Below are 13,588 nucleotides of genomic sequence, written 5' to 3' on the forward strand. Positions count from 1 at the left end.
CCACCCTCGTCCGCGGGCGCCGCGACGGCGGCGTACAGCTCCGTCAACGCCACCTTCACCGCCCCGAGATCCATACCCCGATTCTACTCGAACGCACGTTCGCAGACAAGAGTTGTCCACAACCAATCCCGTTGTCGCACAAGCGAAGTCACTCACGCGGCGAACCACCGGATCGGTGCACGGCGATCTCCAGGCCGAGGTCCCAGCCCGGCACGAGGGGCAGCGAGTCGCCGCTCCAGAACGTCCCCGGGTCGTACCAGTTCATCGGCGCATCCGGGTGGAGCAGCCCCATCTCCTCGTAGGTCAGCGCGACGACCTCGGCGCAGTAGGCGACCTCGGGCCGCAGCGCCTTGAGGTCGAGGTCCTTGCGGGAGACGTGGCCGTCGCGACCACTGAGCCAGCGCCACGCGAGCCGCCCCGTCGACGGGAACGAGACCCCGTCGAGGCGGGCGACGCACCGGAGCACCGCGTCCTCCTGCTCCTCCCCCACCTCGGGCGTGAGCTGGCGCAGCCACGCCCGCTGGTCGTAGGTCTCCTGCCAGCGGGTCACCGCCGCTCGCAGGTCGTGCAGCTGGACCCCGCGGTGGTGGTCGCCGGTCCACACGTCCTGGAGCGACTTGCCGAGCTCGGCGTGCCACATCAGCGGCGGAAGGTCCTCGAGGACGACGGCCATCCCGACGTGGTTGACCGGCGCGTTGGTCGCAGCCCGGATGGCCCGGTCGGCGACCGAGCGGCCCCTGAAGATCCAGACGTCACCGGTGCGGGTGAGGTCGACCGCCTCGTCGAGCGAGAGTCCGCCGGGTCGGGGCGTCGAAGGCATGCCCGCAGCGTATGCCGCGTGACCGGCATACGCTGCCGGCATGCAGCCGAACTGGTGGAAGCTTCTCGGGCTGGCCGGCGTCGTCTCCGTCGTCGCGACGGGAGCGGTCGCCGCGCGCAACGAGCGGAAGCGCCGCGCCTACACCCCGGACGAGGTGCGCGACCGCCTGCACCAGCGCCACGCCCGGGCAACCGCCCAGCGGCCCTGACGCTCAGATCCAGAGGGACGTGCAGCGGATGTAGCCGCCGCCCTTCGCGAGCTCGTCGACGTGCGGGGTGATGACGGACAGCCCGGCGCTCTCGATGTCGGCGCGCAGCAGCGGCGCCTGGTCGCTCATGACGACCGTGGTCCCGGTCGAGACGAGGTTGCAGGCGAAGGCGTCACTGGCCTCCCGCTCGTCGATCTCGATGGTGTCGACCGCGTCGAGGCCTGCGAGGATCGCGCGGCTCTCGGGCGTGAACGCCTCGGGGCAGTAGGCGATGAGGCCCTTGCTCGTCGAGTCCGGCTCGCGCAGCACCGCGAGGGTGAGGTCGATGTCGTACCAGTAGCTGTCGGGCCAGCCACTGACGACGTTGGTGACCGGGCGGCCGGCGTCGTCGAGGAGCGGCAGCGTCTGGAGCTGGATGCGTTCGAGTCCGAAGTGGTGGGCGGCATACTCCAGCGCCGCCTCGTCCGAGCGGTAGCCGGCGCCGCAGAACACGAGGTCGCCACAGACGAGGGCGTCGCCCTGGCCACTGAACCGCCACGGCTGCGGCAGGTGCTCGATCCGGTAGCCGAGCTCGGTGAGCCTGTCCTTGGCCCACGCCTCCTCGGACTGGCGCGAGGGCGGAAGGGTCGCCATGAGCGCCCGACCGTCGCGCACCAGGGCCCAGTTGGCGGTGTAGACGCCGTCCTGGCTCGTGGGCGGAGCGTCGACGGTGACGATCTCGGCGCCGGCGCGGTGGAGCGCGTCCATGATGCCGCGGTGCTCGATCTCGGCCTTGGCCGTGTCGACCGTGGCGCCGTCCTCGTAGTACGGGTTGAGCTTGTGGTCGTTGCCGAAGTAGTGGGCCGACGACATGAGCAGCGTCGAGTTCAGCACTCGCCCACCTCCTGATCCGAGCGGACCCAGGGCATCAGCAGGCCGCGCACGACTGGGTCACCGTCCGCGGCAACGTCAGTGTGACATCCACCCCGAGCGATCACGCAAAGGTGCTGGTGAGTCCGTCAGGGTCCGTGCGGCTCGGCGATCTGCGCGGCCAGGTGGCCTGCGCCGTAGCCGTTGTTGATGTTGACCACGGCGACCCCGGGTGCGCAGCTGTTGAGCATGGTGAGCAGGGGTGCGAGTCCCTCGAAGGCGGCGCCGTACCCGACCGACGTCGGCACCGCGATGACCGGGGCGGACACGAGCCCTGCCACCACGCCCGGCAGGGCACCGTCCATGCCGGCCACGACGATGATGGCGCGCGCGGACCTCAGCCGGTCCAGGCGCGACAGGATCCGGTGGAGTCCGGCCACTCCGACGTCGACGACGATCTCGGCACGGCGGCCGAGGTGCCGCGCGACGAGCAGGGCCTCGGTGGCGACGGGCAGGTCCGAGGTCCCGGCGGCGACGACGAGCACGTCTCCCCCCGTCGGCTCGGGCGGTTCGGCGGGCCAGGCCAGCAGCCGGGCGGTGGCGTCGTGGGCGGCGTCGGGCAGCTGGGCGAGGACGGCCTCGGCGTGCTCCGGACCGGCCCGGGTGAAGAGCGTCCGCGCCCCGCGGGCGCCGACCTCGGTGGCGATCGCGCCGACCTGCTCGGCCGTCTTGCCCTCGCAGTAGACGGCCTCCGGGTAGCCCCGGCGTGAGGCACGGTCGAGGTCGAGCTCGGCGATGCCTCGCAGGGCCTCGCCGGGCTCCCAGTCCGACCCGTCAGCCACGGGTCGCCGCCACCAGCGGCAGGGTGAAGGCCCCGGACTGGATGCCCGCGAGGTCGACCGCGACGAACCGGAAGCCGGCGGAGCGCACCACGTCCTCGACCTGCTCGCGCAGGCCGGGCTCCGTCGCGCGAGGGATGTCGGTGGGCACCAGCTCGATGCGCGCGACGTCGCCGTGGTGGCGCACCCGGCAGTCGGCGAAGCCGAGCGAGCGCAGGCCAGCCTCCGCCGCCTCGACCTGGGCCAGCTTCTCGGGGGAGACCTCCTCGAAGTGCGGGATCCGCGACGCGAGGCACGGTGCGGCCGGCTTGTCGGCGCACGGCAGCTCGAGGACGTGGGCGATGCGGCGCACCGCCGCCTTGTCGAGGCGGGCGTCGGCGAGCGGCCGCAGCACCCGGTGCTCCGCCGCCGCCCGCGACCCGGGACGGTCCGGCCGCTGGGCGTCGTCGGCGTTCTCGCCGTAGGCCACCGCGTCGAGGCGGTGCACAGCGACGACGGTGTCGTCGATCCGGCTGAACAGCTCGTCCTTGCAGTGGAAGCAGCGGTCCGGGCCGTTGCGCTGGTATGCCGGGTTGTCACCCTCGTGGGTCCGCACCTCGACCACCGGCACCCCGATGAAGGACGCGACCTCGTGGGCGGCCGTCCGCTCGTCGGCGGCGAGGCTGGGCGAGACGCCGAGCAGCGCCACGACGCGCGTCGGTCCGAGCTCGAGCGCGGCGAGGGCGAGGAGGGTGGCCGAGTCGACGCCGCCGGAGTAGGCGATGCCGATGCGGTGGTGGAGCGCCAGGGCCGCACGGACCGCCGCGACGCCTGCGTCGTCGGGGCCGAACCTCGGGTCGTCCTGCACGTGACGCATCCTGTCACTCCTTGCTCGTGGTGGGACGGGACCGGCCCCACGGGGATGCCGTGGGGCCGGTCGACGGGGTGTGGTCTCTCGGGCGTCAGTCGAGGACGTGGCCGTCGGGGGCGATGAGGTGCCCCTCCTGACGCTTGCGCAGCTCGGTCTCGTTGCGGATCTCCTTGAAGCGCTGGTCCGTGAGGGGGTACTTCCAGAAGATGATCATCGCGATGAGGGCCGCCAGTGCCGGGATGAGCCCCATCGTGGCGCGGATCGCCGTGACGGCGGTCTCGGGCTGGATCGGGTTCGGCATGTCCGGAGTGGCGGACAGGTAGCCGCCCCAGGCCAGCGCCGCGGCGCCGAGCGCCCCGCCGACCGACTGCGTGATCTTGCGGGTGAACGAGAACAGGGCGTACGTGGTGCCCTCCGCGCGCTTGCCGGACGTCCACTCGCCGTACTCGACCGTGTCGGCCTCGAGGCCGAACATCAGCGTGTTGATGAGCGCGGCGCCGATGCCCTTGACGCCGAGGAAGATCAGTGCCGGGATGACCGCGCCGGCAGGGGTGAAGAAGAGGGCCAGGCCGCCGACGATGGTGAAGACGCCGCAGTACTGGAAGAGCGCCTTCTTGCCGTAGCGGTTGACGAGCCAGGGGATGAACGGGGCGGCGAGGATGGAGATGCCGCTGTTGACGAGGGTGATGGGTCCGACCCACTTGATGTCGCCGAGGACGTACTGCGCGTAGTAGACCGACGCCCCGCCGACCGCGAAGAGGCCGATGAGGTAGAAGAAGCTCGCCGCACAGAGGTAGCCGAGCGGCTTGTTGCCCTTGAGGGTGTCCCAGGTCTCGCGCAGGGTCACCCGCGGCTGGGTGCGGACGACCTGCTCGCGACAGAAGTACCAGGTGACCGCGTAGGCGAGGCTCCCGAGGACGATGAAGAGCAGCGTGGTCTGCGTGAAGATGGTCTGCACCTTCTCCTGGTACTCGGCCGAGCTGAGGGTCTTCTTCTCCTCGCGCAGGCCGGATATGCGGGGCGCGATGATGTAGGTGAGGACGATGCCGCCGAGGGCGCCGCCGAAGAAGCGCGACGCGACAAGCTTGGCCCGCTCGTTGACCGACTGGGTCATCGCCGAGGCGAGGGAGCCGTAGGGGATGTTGACGAGCGAGTAGACCAGCCCGAGGACGGCGTAGGTGGCGTAGGCGTACAGCAGCTTCTGGCCCTGCTCGAGCGACGCGGGGACGTGGAAGGTGAGGTAGCTGAGGAAGAGCAGCGGGACCGCGCCGAAGAGGATGAACGGGCGGAACTTGCCCATCCGGGTCATCGTGCGGTCGACGAGCCGGCCGGCGAACACGTCCGCGAACGCGTCCCAGAGACGGACGACGAAGAACATCGTCGCGACCGAGGCGGCGGAGAGGCCGGCCACGTCGGTGTAGTAGTAGAGCAGGAACGCGGTGCTGAGCGTGAAGGCCAGGTTGTTGGCGAAGTCACCGAAGCCGTAGCCGATGACCGAGCGCTTGGGGAGCCGTTCGACGACGAACTCCTGGGCGATCGCCTCCTTCGTCACACTGGACATTGAATCTCCTTTGATACCAACGCTTGCGGGTGGGGTGGGGTGTTGTGTCCAGTGAAGCGGCGGGGTGGGAGTGGCGACAACGAGTTGCCAGTTGTTGCGCTCAGGTGCCGGACCCGGACGCCGACTCGAGCTCGGTGACCTGCTCGACGACGACGTCGTGGAGCGCCGGGGCGTCGAGGTCCAGCCACCCGAGGACCCGGTCGACGGCGTCGCCCACGGACCCGGCGACCAGCTCCTGGAGCATCTCGGCCCGGGTGTCCGTGACGGGCGCACCGTGTCCGCGGAGGTGGGCGACCCACGCCGCGACCATCCGGGTGGCGCCGGGTTCGACCCGGTCCTGCGCGAGCTCGGCCGCGATGACCGGCACGGCGCGGATCGGGACCTTCTGGGAGCCGTCCGCGGCGATCTGCGCGAGCAGGTGGCGGATGGAGGCGTTGGAGAAGCGGGCCAGCAGGGCGTCGCGGTAGCCCGCGACCTCCTCCGCAGGCAGTCGGAGGTGGCGCGAGGCGGCCTCCCACCACTCCTCGACCCACGCCCGGGCCCGGGGGTCGGCGATGGCGTCGGCGACCGTCTCGTGGCCGAGGATCGAGGCGCCGTAGGCGAGCACCGAGTGGGCGCCGTTGAGCAGCCACAGCTTGCGCTGCTCGAACGGGGCGACGTCGTCCACGACGCGGGCACCGACGGCCTCCCAGTCGGGCCGCCCGCCGGGGAACGACCCGGCGAGGACCCACTCGCTGTAGGGCTCCGTGGGCACGGTCTCGGGGTCGTCGACACCGGTGCGCGACCGCACCTCGTCGCGGTCGTCGTCGGTGGTGCGCGGCGTGATCCGGTCGACCATCGTCGTCACCCAGGACACGTGGTCGTCGACCCACGCGCGCAGCGTCGGGTCCACGGCGTCGGCGAGGTCGGTGACGACGCGCGCGACCATCGCCCCGTTGTCGGGGACGTTGTCGTTCGGCACGATCGCCAGGGCTCCGGCGCCCCTGGCGCGGCGGGCGAGCAGCCCGGCGACGAGGCGGCCCGGCGTCGTCGTCACGGTGCCCCCCACCGGATCGACGAGGAGGGCGGCGACGTCGGCGCTGACGCCGCCGTCCTCCCGGTCGAGACCGCCGTCGGCGGCCCGTCGGTACCCGGCCTCGGTCACCGTCAGCGTGACGACGGCGAGCTCGGGGCGGGAGAAGTAGTCGCGCAGGGCGGCGAGGTCGTCGCCGGGGTGCACGGCGGACAGGCTCGAGACGATCTCGGGCCGGGGACCCTCGGGACCACGCACGAGGAGCGTGTAGAGACCGTCCTGGGCGGACAGCGCCTCGGCGGCGGCCGGCGAGCGGCCGGTGAACGCCGCGATGCCCCAGGCGTCGGCGCCGGGAGCCCGGTCGGTGTACCAGGCCGCGTGCGCGCGGAAGAAGTTGCCCAAGCCGAGGTGCACGATGCGGACGGGCGCGGCGGGCCGTCCGTCGACGTCGCGCGAGAGCCGGCGCAGCCGGTCGTCGGCGCTCACAGCTTGAACGCCCGGCTCGGGATGGTGGTGACGAGCTCGACCGCGGTCTCGAGGGCCTCGTCCTCGTCGAGCCGGTGCTCGGCGACGAGCTGGGCGAGGTATGCCGCGTCGAGACGACGGGACATGTCGTGCCGGGCGGGGATGGACAGGAAGGCGCGGGTGTCGTCGATGAACCCCGACGTCCGGTGGAAGCCGGCGGTCTCGGTGACGGCGCCGCGGTAACGCCGCACCGCCTCGGGTGCGTCGAGGAACCACCAGGGCGCACCGGCATACACGCTGGGGTAGAAGCCGGCGAGCGGCGCGATCTCGCGGCTGAAGACCGACTCGTCGAGCGTGAAGAGGATGAGCTGGAAGCCCTCCGCCGTCCCGTACCGCTCGAGCAGCGGCTGCAGTGCCCGGGTGAACTCGACGGCGACGGGGATGTCGTGGCCGGTGTCGGGACCGAAGCGGTCGGCGGTCGGTGTGTGGTGGTCCCGGTGGACCCCCGGGTGCAGGGTCATGACGAGACCGTCCTCGGTCGCCATGCGCGCCATCTCCATGAGCATGTGTCGGCGGAACGCCGTCGCCTCCGTCGCCGAGGCCTTGCCGGTGAGGGCCTTGGCGTAGATGCGCTGCGCCTCCGCGGGGTCGAGCGTCAGGGTGACGACGTCGACGTGGCTGTGGTCGGTGGAGACCCCGCCGTGCGCCTTGAAGAACCGGCGCCGGTCCTCGAGGGCGGCGAGGTAGCCGGCATAGGTCGAGGTGTCGACGTCGGCCGCCCGCCCCAGCGCCGCGACGAGCTCGGCGAAGTCGGCGCGGGCCGGCTCGAGGTAGCGGTCGGGCCGGAAGGTCGGGGCGACCCGGGTGGCGAACCCGGGGTCCTCGGCCAGGGCGCGGTGGTGCTCGAGGCTGTCGGTCGGGTCGTCGGTCGTCGCGAGCACCGAGATCCCGAACCGCTCGGCGAGCGCTCGCGGCCGGAACTCCGGCGTCGCGAGCGCTGCGGAGATGGCGTCGTAGAGCGCGTCCGCGGACTCGGCGGACGGCCGCTGCGACAGGCCGAACACGTCGGACAGCACGCTCTCGAGCCAGAACCTGCTCGACGTCCCCCGGAACGCGGACCAGTTCTCGCAGAACAGCCGCCAGGCGCGGCGGGCGCCCTGCTCGTCCAGCGGCACGCCGCCGACGCCGAGGTCGGCCAGCGGCACCCCCTGCGCGTGCAGGAGGCGGAAGACGTAGTGGTCCGGCGAGATGAGCAGGGACGTCGGGTCGCGGAACGCGGTGTCCTCGGCCAGCCACTGCGGCGGCACGTGCCCGTGCGGGGAGATGATCGGCAGCCCGGCGGTGGCGGCATGCAGCCGCCTGGCGATGTCGCGCGTGCCCAGGTCCGCGGGCAGCAGTCGGTCGGCGTGGAGTGAGGTCATGCTCGTCATCGTGGGCGCCCCGTCGGCGCACGTCCACGGGTTGCCACGAGTTGCCAGGCGTCCTTGCCACGCGCCGGTCCCCCGGCGAGAGTGATGCCATGACGACGACCACCGAGGAGTCCCCCGCCGAGGCGGCCCAGCGCGCGGCCCGGATCGGCGACGAGCACGGCGTGCTCACGACCGAGCAGGTCACGTCGTTCATCCGTGACCGCCTGGCCGACACGGACGTCGACGGCAGGAGCGTCTGCATCGTCGTCCCCGACGGCACCCGCACCTGCCCGCTGCCGATGCTCATGGGCGCGGTGCACGCGGCGCTGCACGGGCGCGCGACGCGGCTGACCACGCTCATCGCGCTCGGGACGCACCAGCCGATGAGCGAGGAGGCCCTCGCCGCCCACCTGGGCTACGAGGTCGGGCGGCTCGAGGAGACCTATCCAGGCATGACCGTCGTCAACCACGAGTGGTGGGACGAGTCGACGTTCGCCGACCTCGGCACGATCCCGGCGGCGCGGCTCGCGGAGCTCTCCGGGGGGCGCCTCACCATGGACGTCCCCGTGCTGCTCAACCGGGCCGTCGTCGAGCACGACATCGCCCTCGTCGTCGGGCCGGTCCTGCCGCACGAGGTGGTGGGCATCTCGGGCGGAAACAAGTACTTCTTCCCCGGGGTCGCCGGGCAGGACATCATCGACGTCTCCCACTGGATCGGTGCCCTCATCACGTCGGCCGAGATCATCGGCACCACGGCGGTCACCCCGGTGCGGGCCCTCATCAACGAGGGGGCCGCCCTCGTCCCGGCGGAGAAGCTCGCGTTCTGCGTCGTCGGCGAGGCCGGCAGCCTCGACCTGCACTCGATCTCGTTCGGCGACACGATCTCGTCCTGGGCCAGCGCCGCCCAGGTCTGCGCCGCCACCCACGTGCACCGTCTCGACGAGCCGGTGCACCGCGTCATCTCGGTCATCCCGGAGATGTACGAGGACATCTGGACCGGCGCCAAGGGCTTCTACAAGCTCGAACCCGTCGTCGCGGACGGCGGCGAGGTCATCCTCTACGCGCCGCACATCACCGAGATCTCGACGAGCCACCCGGAGATCCTCGAGATCGGCTACCACTGCCGTGACTACTTCGTGAAGCAGTGGGACCGGTTCAAGCACGTGCACTGGGGCACGCTCGCGCACTCGACCCACCTGCGCGGCGCCGGGACCTACGACGCGGAGACCGGGGAGGAACGGCTGCGGGTCAAGGTCACCCTCGCCACCCGCATCCCCGAGGAGCAGTGCCGGAAGGCCAACCTCGGCTACCTCGACCCGGACACGGTCGACCTCGCGGCCGCCGAGGCCGACGGCGCGACGTTCGTCGTACCGAACGCGGGCGAGGTCCTCTTCCGGCTCCGTTGACGGATCGGACGGGAACCCTGCCCCACGAGCGTCAGCCGTCCGGGTCGACGTCGCGTGGCAGGCGGACGCGCCGGCTGCTGGCGCCGTCGTGGACCTCGTGGTGCCCCTCGGTCCGCTGCTCCTCGCGGCGCTCGCCGCAGATGGTCAGCACGTCGCCCTCGATGTCGAGGGTGACGTCCTCAGGGCCCAAGGTCCCGGGAGCCCGCCGACCCGGCCGAGTCAGCCCGGCTGACCGGCGTGGACGCCCGACCGGGGGCCGAGCGCGTGGGTCGTCAGGTGGATGTCCATGACGTTGCCGAGCAGGTGCACGGCCTCGTCGTGGGGGCGCTGGAAGGAGTTGCGGCCCATGATCGTGCCGAACCCGCCACCCATCGCCGTCTGCCGGTTCTCCTCGAGCACCGCGGCGGTGTCCTTGGCCGCACCGCCCGAGAAGATGACGATGCGGTGGCCGTCGAAGGCCGACTGCACGACGTGCCGCACCCGGTCCGCGAGCGTGTCCAGGGGCACCCCCGCCCGCTCCAGGGCGCTGCGGGCGGCCTCCGACTCGAGGTGCTCGGTCGGCGGCTTCACCTTGACGATGTGGGCGCCCAGCTGGCAGGCGAGGTGCGCGGCATACGCCACGACGTCCACCGCGGTGCGCCCGGTGTCGGACACCCCGCTGCCGCGCGGGTACGACCACAGGACCAGAGGGAGCCCGGCGGCGTCCGCGTCACGAGCGAGCGACCGGGCCTGCTCGTACATCTCGTTGCGGTGCGCCGAGCCCGGGTAGATGGTGAACCCCACGGCGGCGCAGCGCAGCGCGAGCGCCTCCTCCACACCGGCCACGACGGCGGGCTGGGGGTCGGCCCCGACGTACAGGCCGTCCGCGCTGTTGCACTTGAGGATGAGGGGCAGGTCCTCGGCGTACTCGGGGGCGACCAGACGGGCCGCGCCGAGGGGCAGCGCGTGCGCACTGCACCCCGCGTCGATCGCGAGCCGCGCGTGGTAGCGGGGGTCGTACCCGGCGGGGTTGGGCGCGAAGCTGCGGCCGGGGCCGTGCTCGAAGCCCTGGTCGACCGGGAGGACGACGAGCTTCCCCGACCCCCCTGTGCGGCCCTGCGACAGGATGCGACGCAGGTTGGCGCGGGTGGTGCGGTCGTCCGACGGGTACCACGACAGGATCTGGTCGACTCGGCGTGTCATGGCGGGCTCCTCTCGACCCTTCGATCCTCCTGCCCGCCACGCCCTCAGGGGAGGGTCGTTGGTCCCGCCGCCGACGGGACCCGTGCCGGCGAGGCCGCCTTCCGGCTGCGTGGAGCGGTCGACCGGCGGACGACGAGCGTCACCGGCAGGACGAGCGGCTGGCGCGACGACACCGCGCCGCCCACCATCGCGACGAGGTTGCGCACGGCCGTCTCGCCCTGCGCGCGCAGCGGCGCGGCGACGGTCGTCAGCTCCGGCTCCACGACCTCGGCCAGCAGGATGTTGTCGACGCCGACGACGCTGACGTCGTCCGGCACGCCGACCCCCATCCGGCGCAGGCCCTTGATGACGCCGATGGCCAGCACGTCGTTGTAGGCGATGACCGCGGTCGTCGGCTGCGACATGATCTCGCGGACGCGGGCGAACCCGGCGTCGATCGTCGGGTGCTGGGTCGGTCCGACCCGGCGGATCCGCATGTCCAGCTCGAACCCGGCCTCCCGCAACGCCTGCCACCGGATCCCGTCGGTCCAGCTGGCCTCGGGGCCGGCGAGGTAGGTCACCGACGTGTGCCCGAGCTCGCCGAGGTGCTCGAGGGCCCGACGCATCCCGCGGGCGTTGTCGACGAGCAGGCAGGGCACCTCCGGCAGGCGGCGGTTGAGGACGACCACCGGCTTCTGCTTGGCGAGCATGCGGATCGTGCTGTCCGACATCCGCGAGCTCGCGAGGACGACCCCCTCGACCGTGCCCAGCTCGTGCTCGATCCAGGCGCGCTCGATGTCGGCGTCCTCCTGGGTGTGCGACAGGCTCAGGGTGTAGCCGAGCTCGGCCGCAGCCTCATGCGCGCCCCGGATGATCTCCGCGTAGAACGGGTTGGTGATGTCGGTGACGACCAGCGCCAGGGTCCGGGACCGTGAGGTGGTCAGCCCGGGGAGCGCTGTGGTCCGGTAGCCGAGCTCGCGCGCCGCCTCGAAGATGCGTGCCGCCGTCTCGGCGTTGACCCGCCCGGGGCGGGCGAACGCCCGCGACACGGTGGAGGCGGCGACACCCGCGACCTTGGCCACGTCGTAGATCGTCGGTCGCCGCTCCATCAGCCCAACCTAGGGACCGTGGCAACTCGTGGCAATCACTGGGCAGCGCCGGCCCTTGCCTGCGTGAATGGACACCAGACCCCCCCCGACCCCGCCAAGCGAAAGGCACCACCCATGCTGCGACCCCAGGACACCACGAGCCGAGAGCGCAAGAACCTCGACGGCCTCTGGTCCTTCCGACTCGACGCCGAGGCGTCCGGTCGTGACGCCCGGTGGTACGCCGCCCCCCTCGCCGACGCGCGCGACATGGCCGTGCCGGCCAGCTTCAACGACGTCGTCGCCGACGCCGCCGTCAAGGACTACTTCGGTGACATCTGGTACCAGCGGACGGTCCGCGTCCCCCGCGGGTGGGACGGCCAGCGCGTCGTCCTCCACTTCGAGTCGGCGACGCACCGCGCGACCGTCTGGGTCGACGACCACGAGGTCGTCAGCCACGAGGGCGGCTACACCCCGTTCGAGGCCGACATCACCGAGTTCGTCACCGCGGGCGACGAGGTCCGCGTCACCGCGCTCGTCAACAACACGCTGAGCTTCCAGAGCATCCCGCCCGGCGTCATCGAGCAGCGGCCCAGCGGCCCGGCCCAGGTGTACTGGCACGACTTCTTCAACTACGCCGGGCTGCACCGCTCGGTCTGGCTCTCGGCCACCCCGCAGGCGCGGATCGAGGACCTCACCGTGGTGACCGGGTTCGCCGGCTCCACCGGTTCGGTCCAGTGGACCGCGGACGCGGTGGACCAGGACGGGCTCGACGTGCACGTCGTCCTCCGCGACGCAGCGGGCGAGGTCGTCGCCGAGGGCGACGGCCCGACCGGCACCCTCGACGTGGCCGACGTGCACCTCTGGGCTCCCGGCGACGGCTACCTCTACGACCTCGAGGTCCAGCTCGTCGACGACGGCGGCGAGGTCCGTGACTCCATCCACCAGAACGTCGGCATCCGCACCGTCGAGGTCCGCGGCACCGAGTTCCTCATCAACGGCGAGCCGTTCTACTTCACCGGCTTCGGCATGCACGAGGACCACGCCATCATCGGCAAGGCGCACAACAACGCCCACCTCGTCAACGACTTCGAGCTGCTCGACTGGATCGGCGCCAACTCGTTCCGCACCTCCCACTACCCCTACAGCGAGGACGTCCTCGACTACGCGGACAAGCACGGCATCGTCGTCATCGACGAGACCGCGGCGGTGGGCATCAACATGGGCCTCGGCGGCGGCATCTTCGGCGGGCAGGGCTACACGACCTACTCGCCGGAGACGATCAACGACGCCACCCAACAGGTGCACGCGCAGGCCATCCGGGAGCTCGTCGCCCGCGACAAGAACCATCCCAGCGTCGTCGTCTGGTCGATCGCCAACGAGCCCGAGTCCGACACCCAGGGTGCCGAGGACTACTTCCGGCCGCTGTTCGACGTCGCCCGTGAGGCCGACCCCACCCGGCCGGTGGGCTTCGTCAACGTCATGCTGGCGCCGCACGGGACGTGCCGCGTCTCGCAGTTCGCGGACGTCCTCATGCTCAACCGCTACTACGGCTGGTACGTCAACACCGGCGACCTCGCCGGCGCCGAGATCGCGTGGACCGAGGAGCTGCAGGGCTGGGCGAGCGAGGGCAAGCCGATCGTCATCACCGAGTACGGCGCGGACACGCTCTCCGGCAACCACTCCCTCACCCCGCAGCCGTGGAGCGAGGAGTACCAGGTCGACTACCTCGACATGAACCACCGGGTCTTCGACTCCATCGACGCCGTCGTCGGTGAGCACGTGTGGAACTTCGCCGACTTCGCGACGACCTCCGGGATCATGCGCGTCGACGGCAACAAGAAGGGCGCCTTCACCCGCGACCGTCGCCCGAAGTCCGCAGCGTTCGCGCTGCGCCGCCGCTGGAACAAGGAGGCCTGAGCC

The 13,588-nt window shown here is 71.8% G+C and carries 13 protein-coding genes; 3 read left to right on the forward strand and 10 right to left on the reverse strand.

What is annotated here, in order from left to right:
* Positions 1-148: 148 nt before the first annotated feature.
* On the reverse strand, positions 149-820 hold the full coding sequence (locus N801_RS11705; protein ID WP_035937951.1) for a hypothetical protein: 672 nt from the start codon (positions 818-820) through the stop codon (positions 149-151).
* A gap of 40 nt (positions 821-860) precedes the next feature.
* On the opposite strand from N801_RS11705, the gene N801_RS21075 reads away from it, so the two are divergent.
* Positions 861-1,028, forward strand: coding sequence for a hypothetical protein (locus N801_RS21075; RefSeq protein ID WP_169744261.1), 168 nt, complete (start codon positions 861-863; stop codon positions 1,026-1,028).
* A 3-nt stretch (positions 1,029-1,031) separates the two neighbouring features.
* Here N801_RS21075 and N801_RS11710 read toward each other — a convergent pair whose 3' ends face one another.
* The 6 genes from N801_RS11710 to uxaC form a co-directional block, all read right to left on the reverse strand.
* Positions 1,032-1,901, reverse strand: a complete 870-nt coding sequence (locus N801_RS11710) for a dimethylarginine dimethylaminohydrolase family protein (protein ID WP_052112911.1) — start codon at positions 1,899-1,901, stop codon at positions 1,032-1,034.
* 125 nt (positions 1,902-2,026) lie between these two features.
* Complete coding sequence (larB, locus tag N801_RS11715) at positions 2,027-2,719, reverse strand: nickel pincer cofactor biosynthesis protein LarB (RefSeq protein ID WP_084108793.1); 693 nt, start codon at positions 2,717-2,719, stop codon at positions 2,027-2,029.
* Positions 2,712-3,572, reverse strand: coding sequence for an ATP-dependent sacrificial sulfur transferase LarE (larE, locus tag N801_RS11720; RefSeq protein WP_084108796.1), 861 nt, complete (start codon positions 3,570-3,572; stop codon positions 2,712-2,714). Before larE ends, larB begins: the two co-directional genes overlap by 8 nt.
* 85 nt (positions 3,573-3,657) lie before the next feature.
* Positions 3,658-5,127 (reverse strand): glycoside-pentoside-hexuronide (GPH):cation symporter, encoded by a 1,470-nt coding sequence (locus N801_RS11725; protein ID WP_052112912.1) that lies wholly within the window; start codon positions 5,125-5,127, stop codon positions 3,658-3,660.
* Positions 5,128-5,227: 100 nt separating this feature from the next.
* A complete protein-coding gene (locus N801_RS11730; RefSeq protein ID WP_052112913.1) occupies positions 5,228-6,625 on the reverse strand; it encodes a mannitol dehydrogenase family protein in 1,398 nt (465 codons plus the stop codon).
* On the reverse strand, positions 6,622-8,025 hold the full coding sequence (gene uxaC, locus N801_RS11735; RefSeq protein WP_211254722.1) for a glucuronate isomerase: 1,404 nt from the start codon (positions 8,023-8,025) through the stop codon (positions 6,622-6,624). The genes N801_RS11730 and uxaC overlap by 4 nt, the downstream gene beginning before the upstream one ends.
* A 98-nt stretch (positions 8,026-8,123) precedes the next feature.
* Here uxaC and N801_RS11740 point away from each other — a divergent pair, with 98 nt between their 5' ends.
* A complete protein-coding gene (locus N801_RS11740) occupies positions 8,124-9,419 on the forward strand; it encodes a lactate racemase domain-containing protein (RefSeq protein ID WP_052112914.1) in 1,296 nt (431 codons plus the stop codon).
* A gap of 31 nt (positions 9,420-9,450) precedes the next feature.
* On the opposite strand, the gene N801_RS20745 is transcribed toward N801_RS11740, so the two are convergent.
* From N801_RS20745 to N801_RS11750, 3 genes are read right to left on the reverse strand one after another with little or no spacing between them, the layout of a single operon-like run.
* Positions 9,451-9,609 (reverse strand): Hsp20/alpha crystallin family protein, encoded by a 159-nt coding sequence (locus N801_RS20745; RefSeq protein WP_169744262.1) that lies wholly within the window; start codon positions 9,607-9,609, stop codon positions 9,451-9,453.
* 29 nt (positions 9,610-9,638) lie between these two features.
* Positions 9,639-10,601 carry a class I fructose-bisphosphate aldolase gene (locus N801_RS11745; protein WP_052112915.1) on the reverse strand — a complete coding sequence of 321 codons (963 nt, stop codon included), beginning with the start codon at positions 10,599-10,601 and terminating at the stop codon, positions 9,639-9,641.
* A 44-nt stretch (positions 10,602-10,645) separates the two neighbouring features.
* Entirely contained in the window at positions 10,646-11,689 is a 1,044-nt protein-coding gene (locus N801_RS11750; protein ID WP_035937956.1) for a LacI family DNA-binding transcriptional regulator, read from the reverse strand.
* A 114-nt stretch (positions 11,690-11,803) separates the two neighbouring features.
* Here N801_RS11750 and uidA point away from each other — a divergent pair, with 114 nt between their 5' ends.
* Positions 11,804-13,585 carry a beta-glucuronidase gene (gene uidA, locus N801_RS11755; protein WP_035937959.1) on the forward strand — a complete coding sequence of 594 codons (1,782 nt, stop codon included), beginning with the start codon at positions 11,804-11,806 and terminating at the stop codon, positions 13,583-13,585.
* Positions 13,586-13,588 lie beyond the last annotated feature (3 nt).

This window comes from Knoellia aerolata DSM 18566 (assembly GCF_000768695.1).
GTDB lineage: Bacteria > Actinomycetota > Actinomycetes > Actinomycetales > Dermatophilaceae > Knoellia > Knoellia aerolata.

Bases quoted from the DNA above. Each gene is read 5' to 3' on its own strand.
- uidA (WP_035937959.1), top strand. From the start codon at position 11,804: ATGCTGCGACCCCAGGACACCACGAGCCGAGAGCGCAAGAACCTCGAC.
- N801_RS11740 (WP_052112914.1), top strand. From the start codon at position 8,124: ATGACGACGACCACCGAGGAGTCCCCCGCCGAGGCGGCCCAGCGCGCG.
- N801_RS11725 (WP_052112912.1), bottom strand. From the start codon at position 5,127: ATGTCCAGTGTGACGAAGGAGGCGATCGCCCAGGAGTTCGTCGTCGAA.
- uxaC (WP_211254722.1), bottom strand. From the start codon at position 8,025: ATGACCTCACTCCACGCCGACCGACTGCTGCCCGCGGACCTGGGCACG.
- N801_RS11705 (WP_035937951.1), bottom strand. From the start codon at position 820: ATGCCTTCGACGCCCCGACCCGGCGGACTCTCGCTCGACGAGGCGGTC.
- larE (WP_084108796.1), bottom strand. From the start codon at position 3,572: ATGCGTCACGTGCAGGACGACCCGAGGTTCGGCCCCGACGACGCAGGC.
- N801_RS11750 (WP_035937956.1), bottom strand. From the start codon at position 11,689: ATGGAGCGGCGACCGACGATCTACGACGTGGCCAAGGTCGCGGGTGTC.
- N801_RS11745 (WP_052112915.1), bottom strand. From the start codon at position 10,601: ATGACACGCCGAGTCGACCAGATCCTGTCGTGGTACCCGTCGGACGAC.
- N801_RS21075 (WP_169744261.1), top strand. From the start codon at position 861: ATGCAGCCGAACTGGTGGAAGCTTCTCGGGCTGGCCGGCGTCGTCTCC.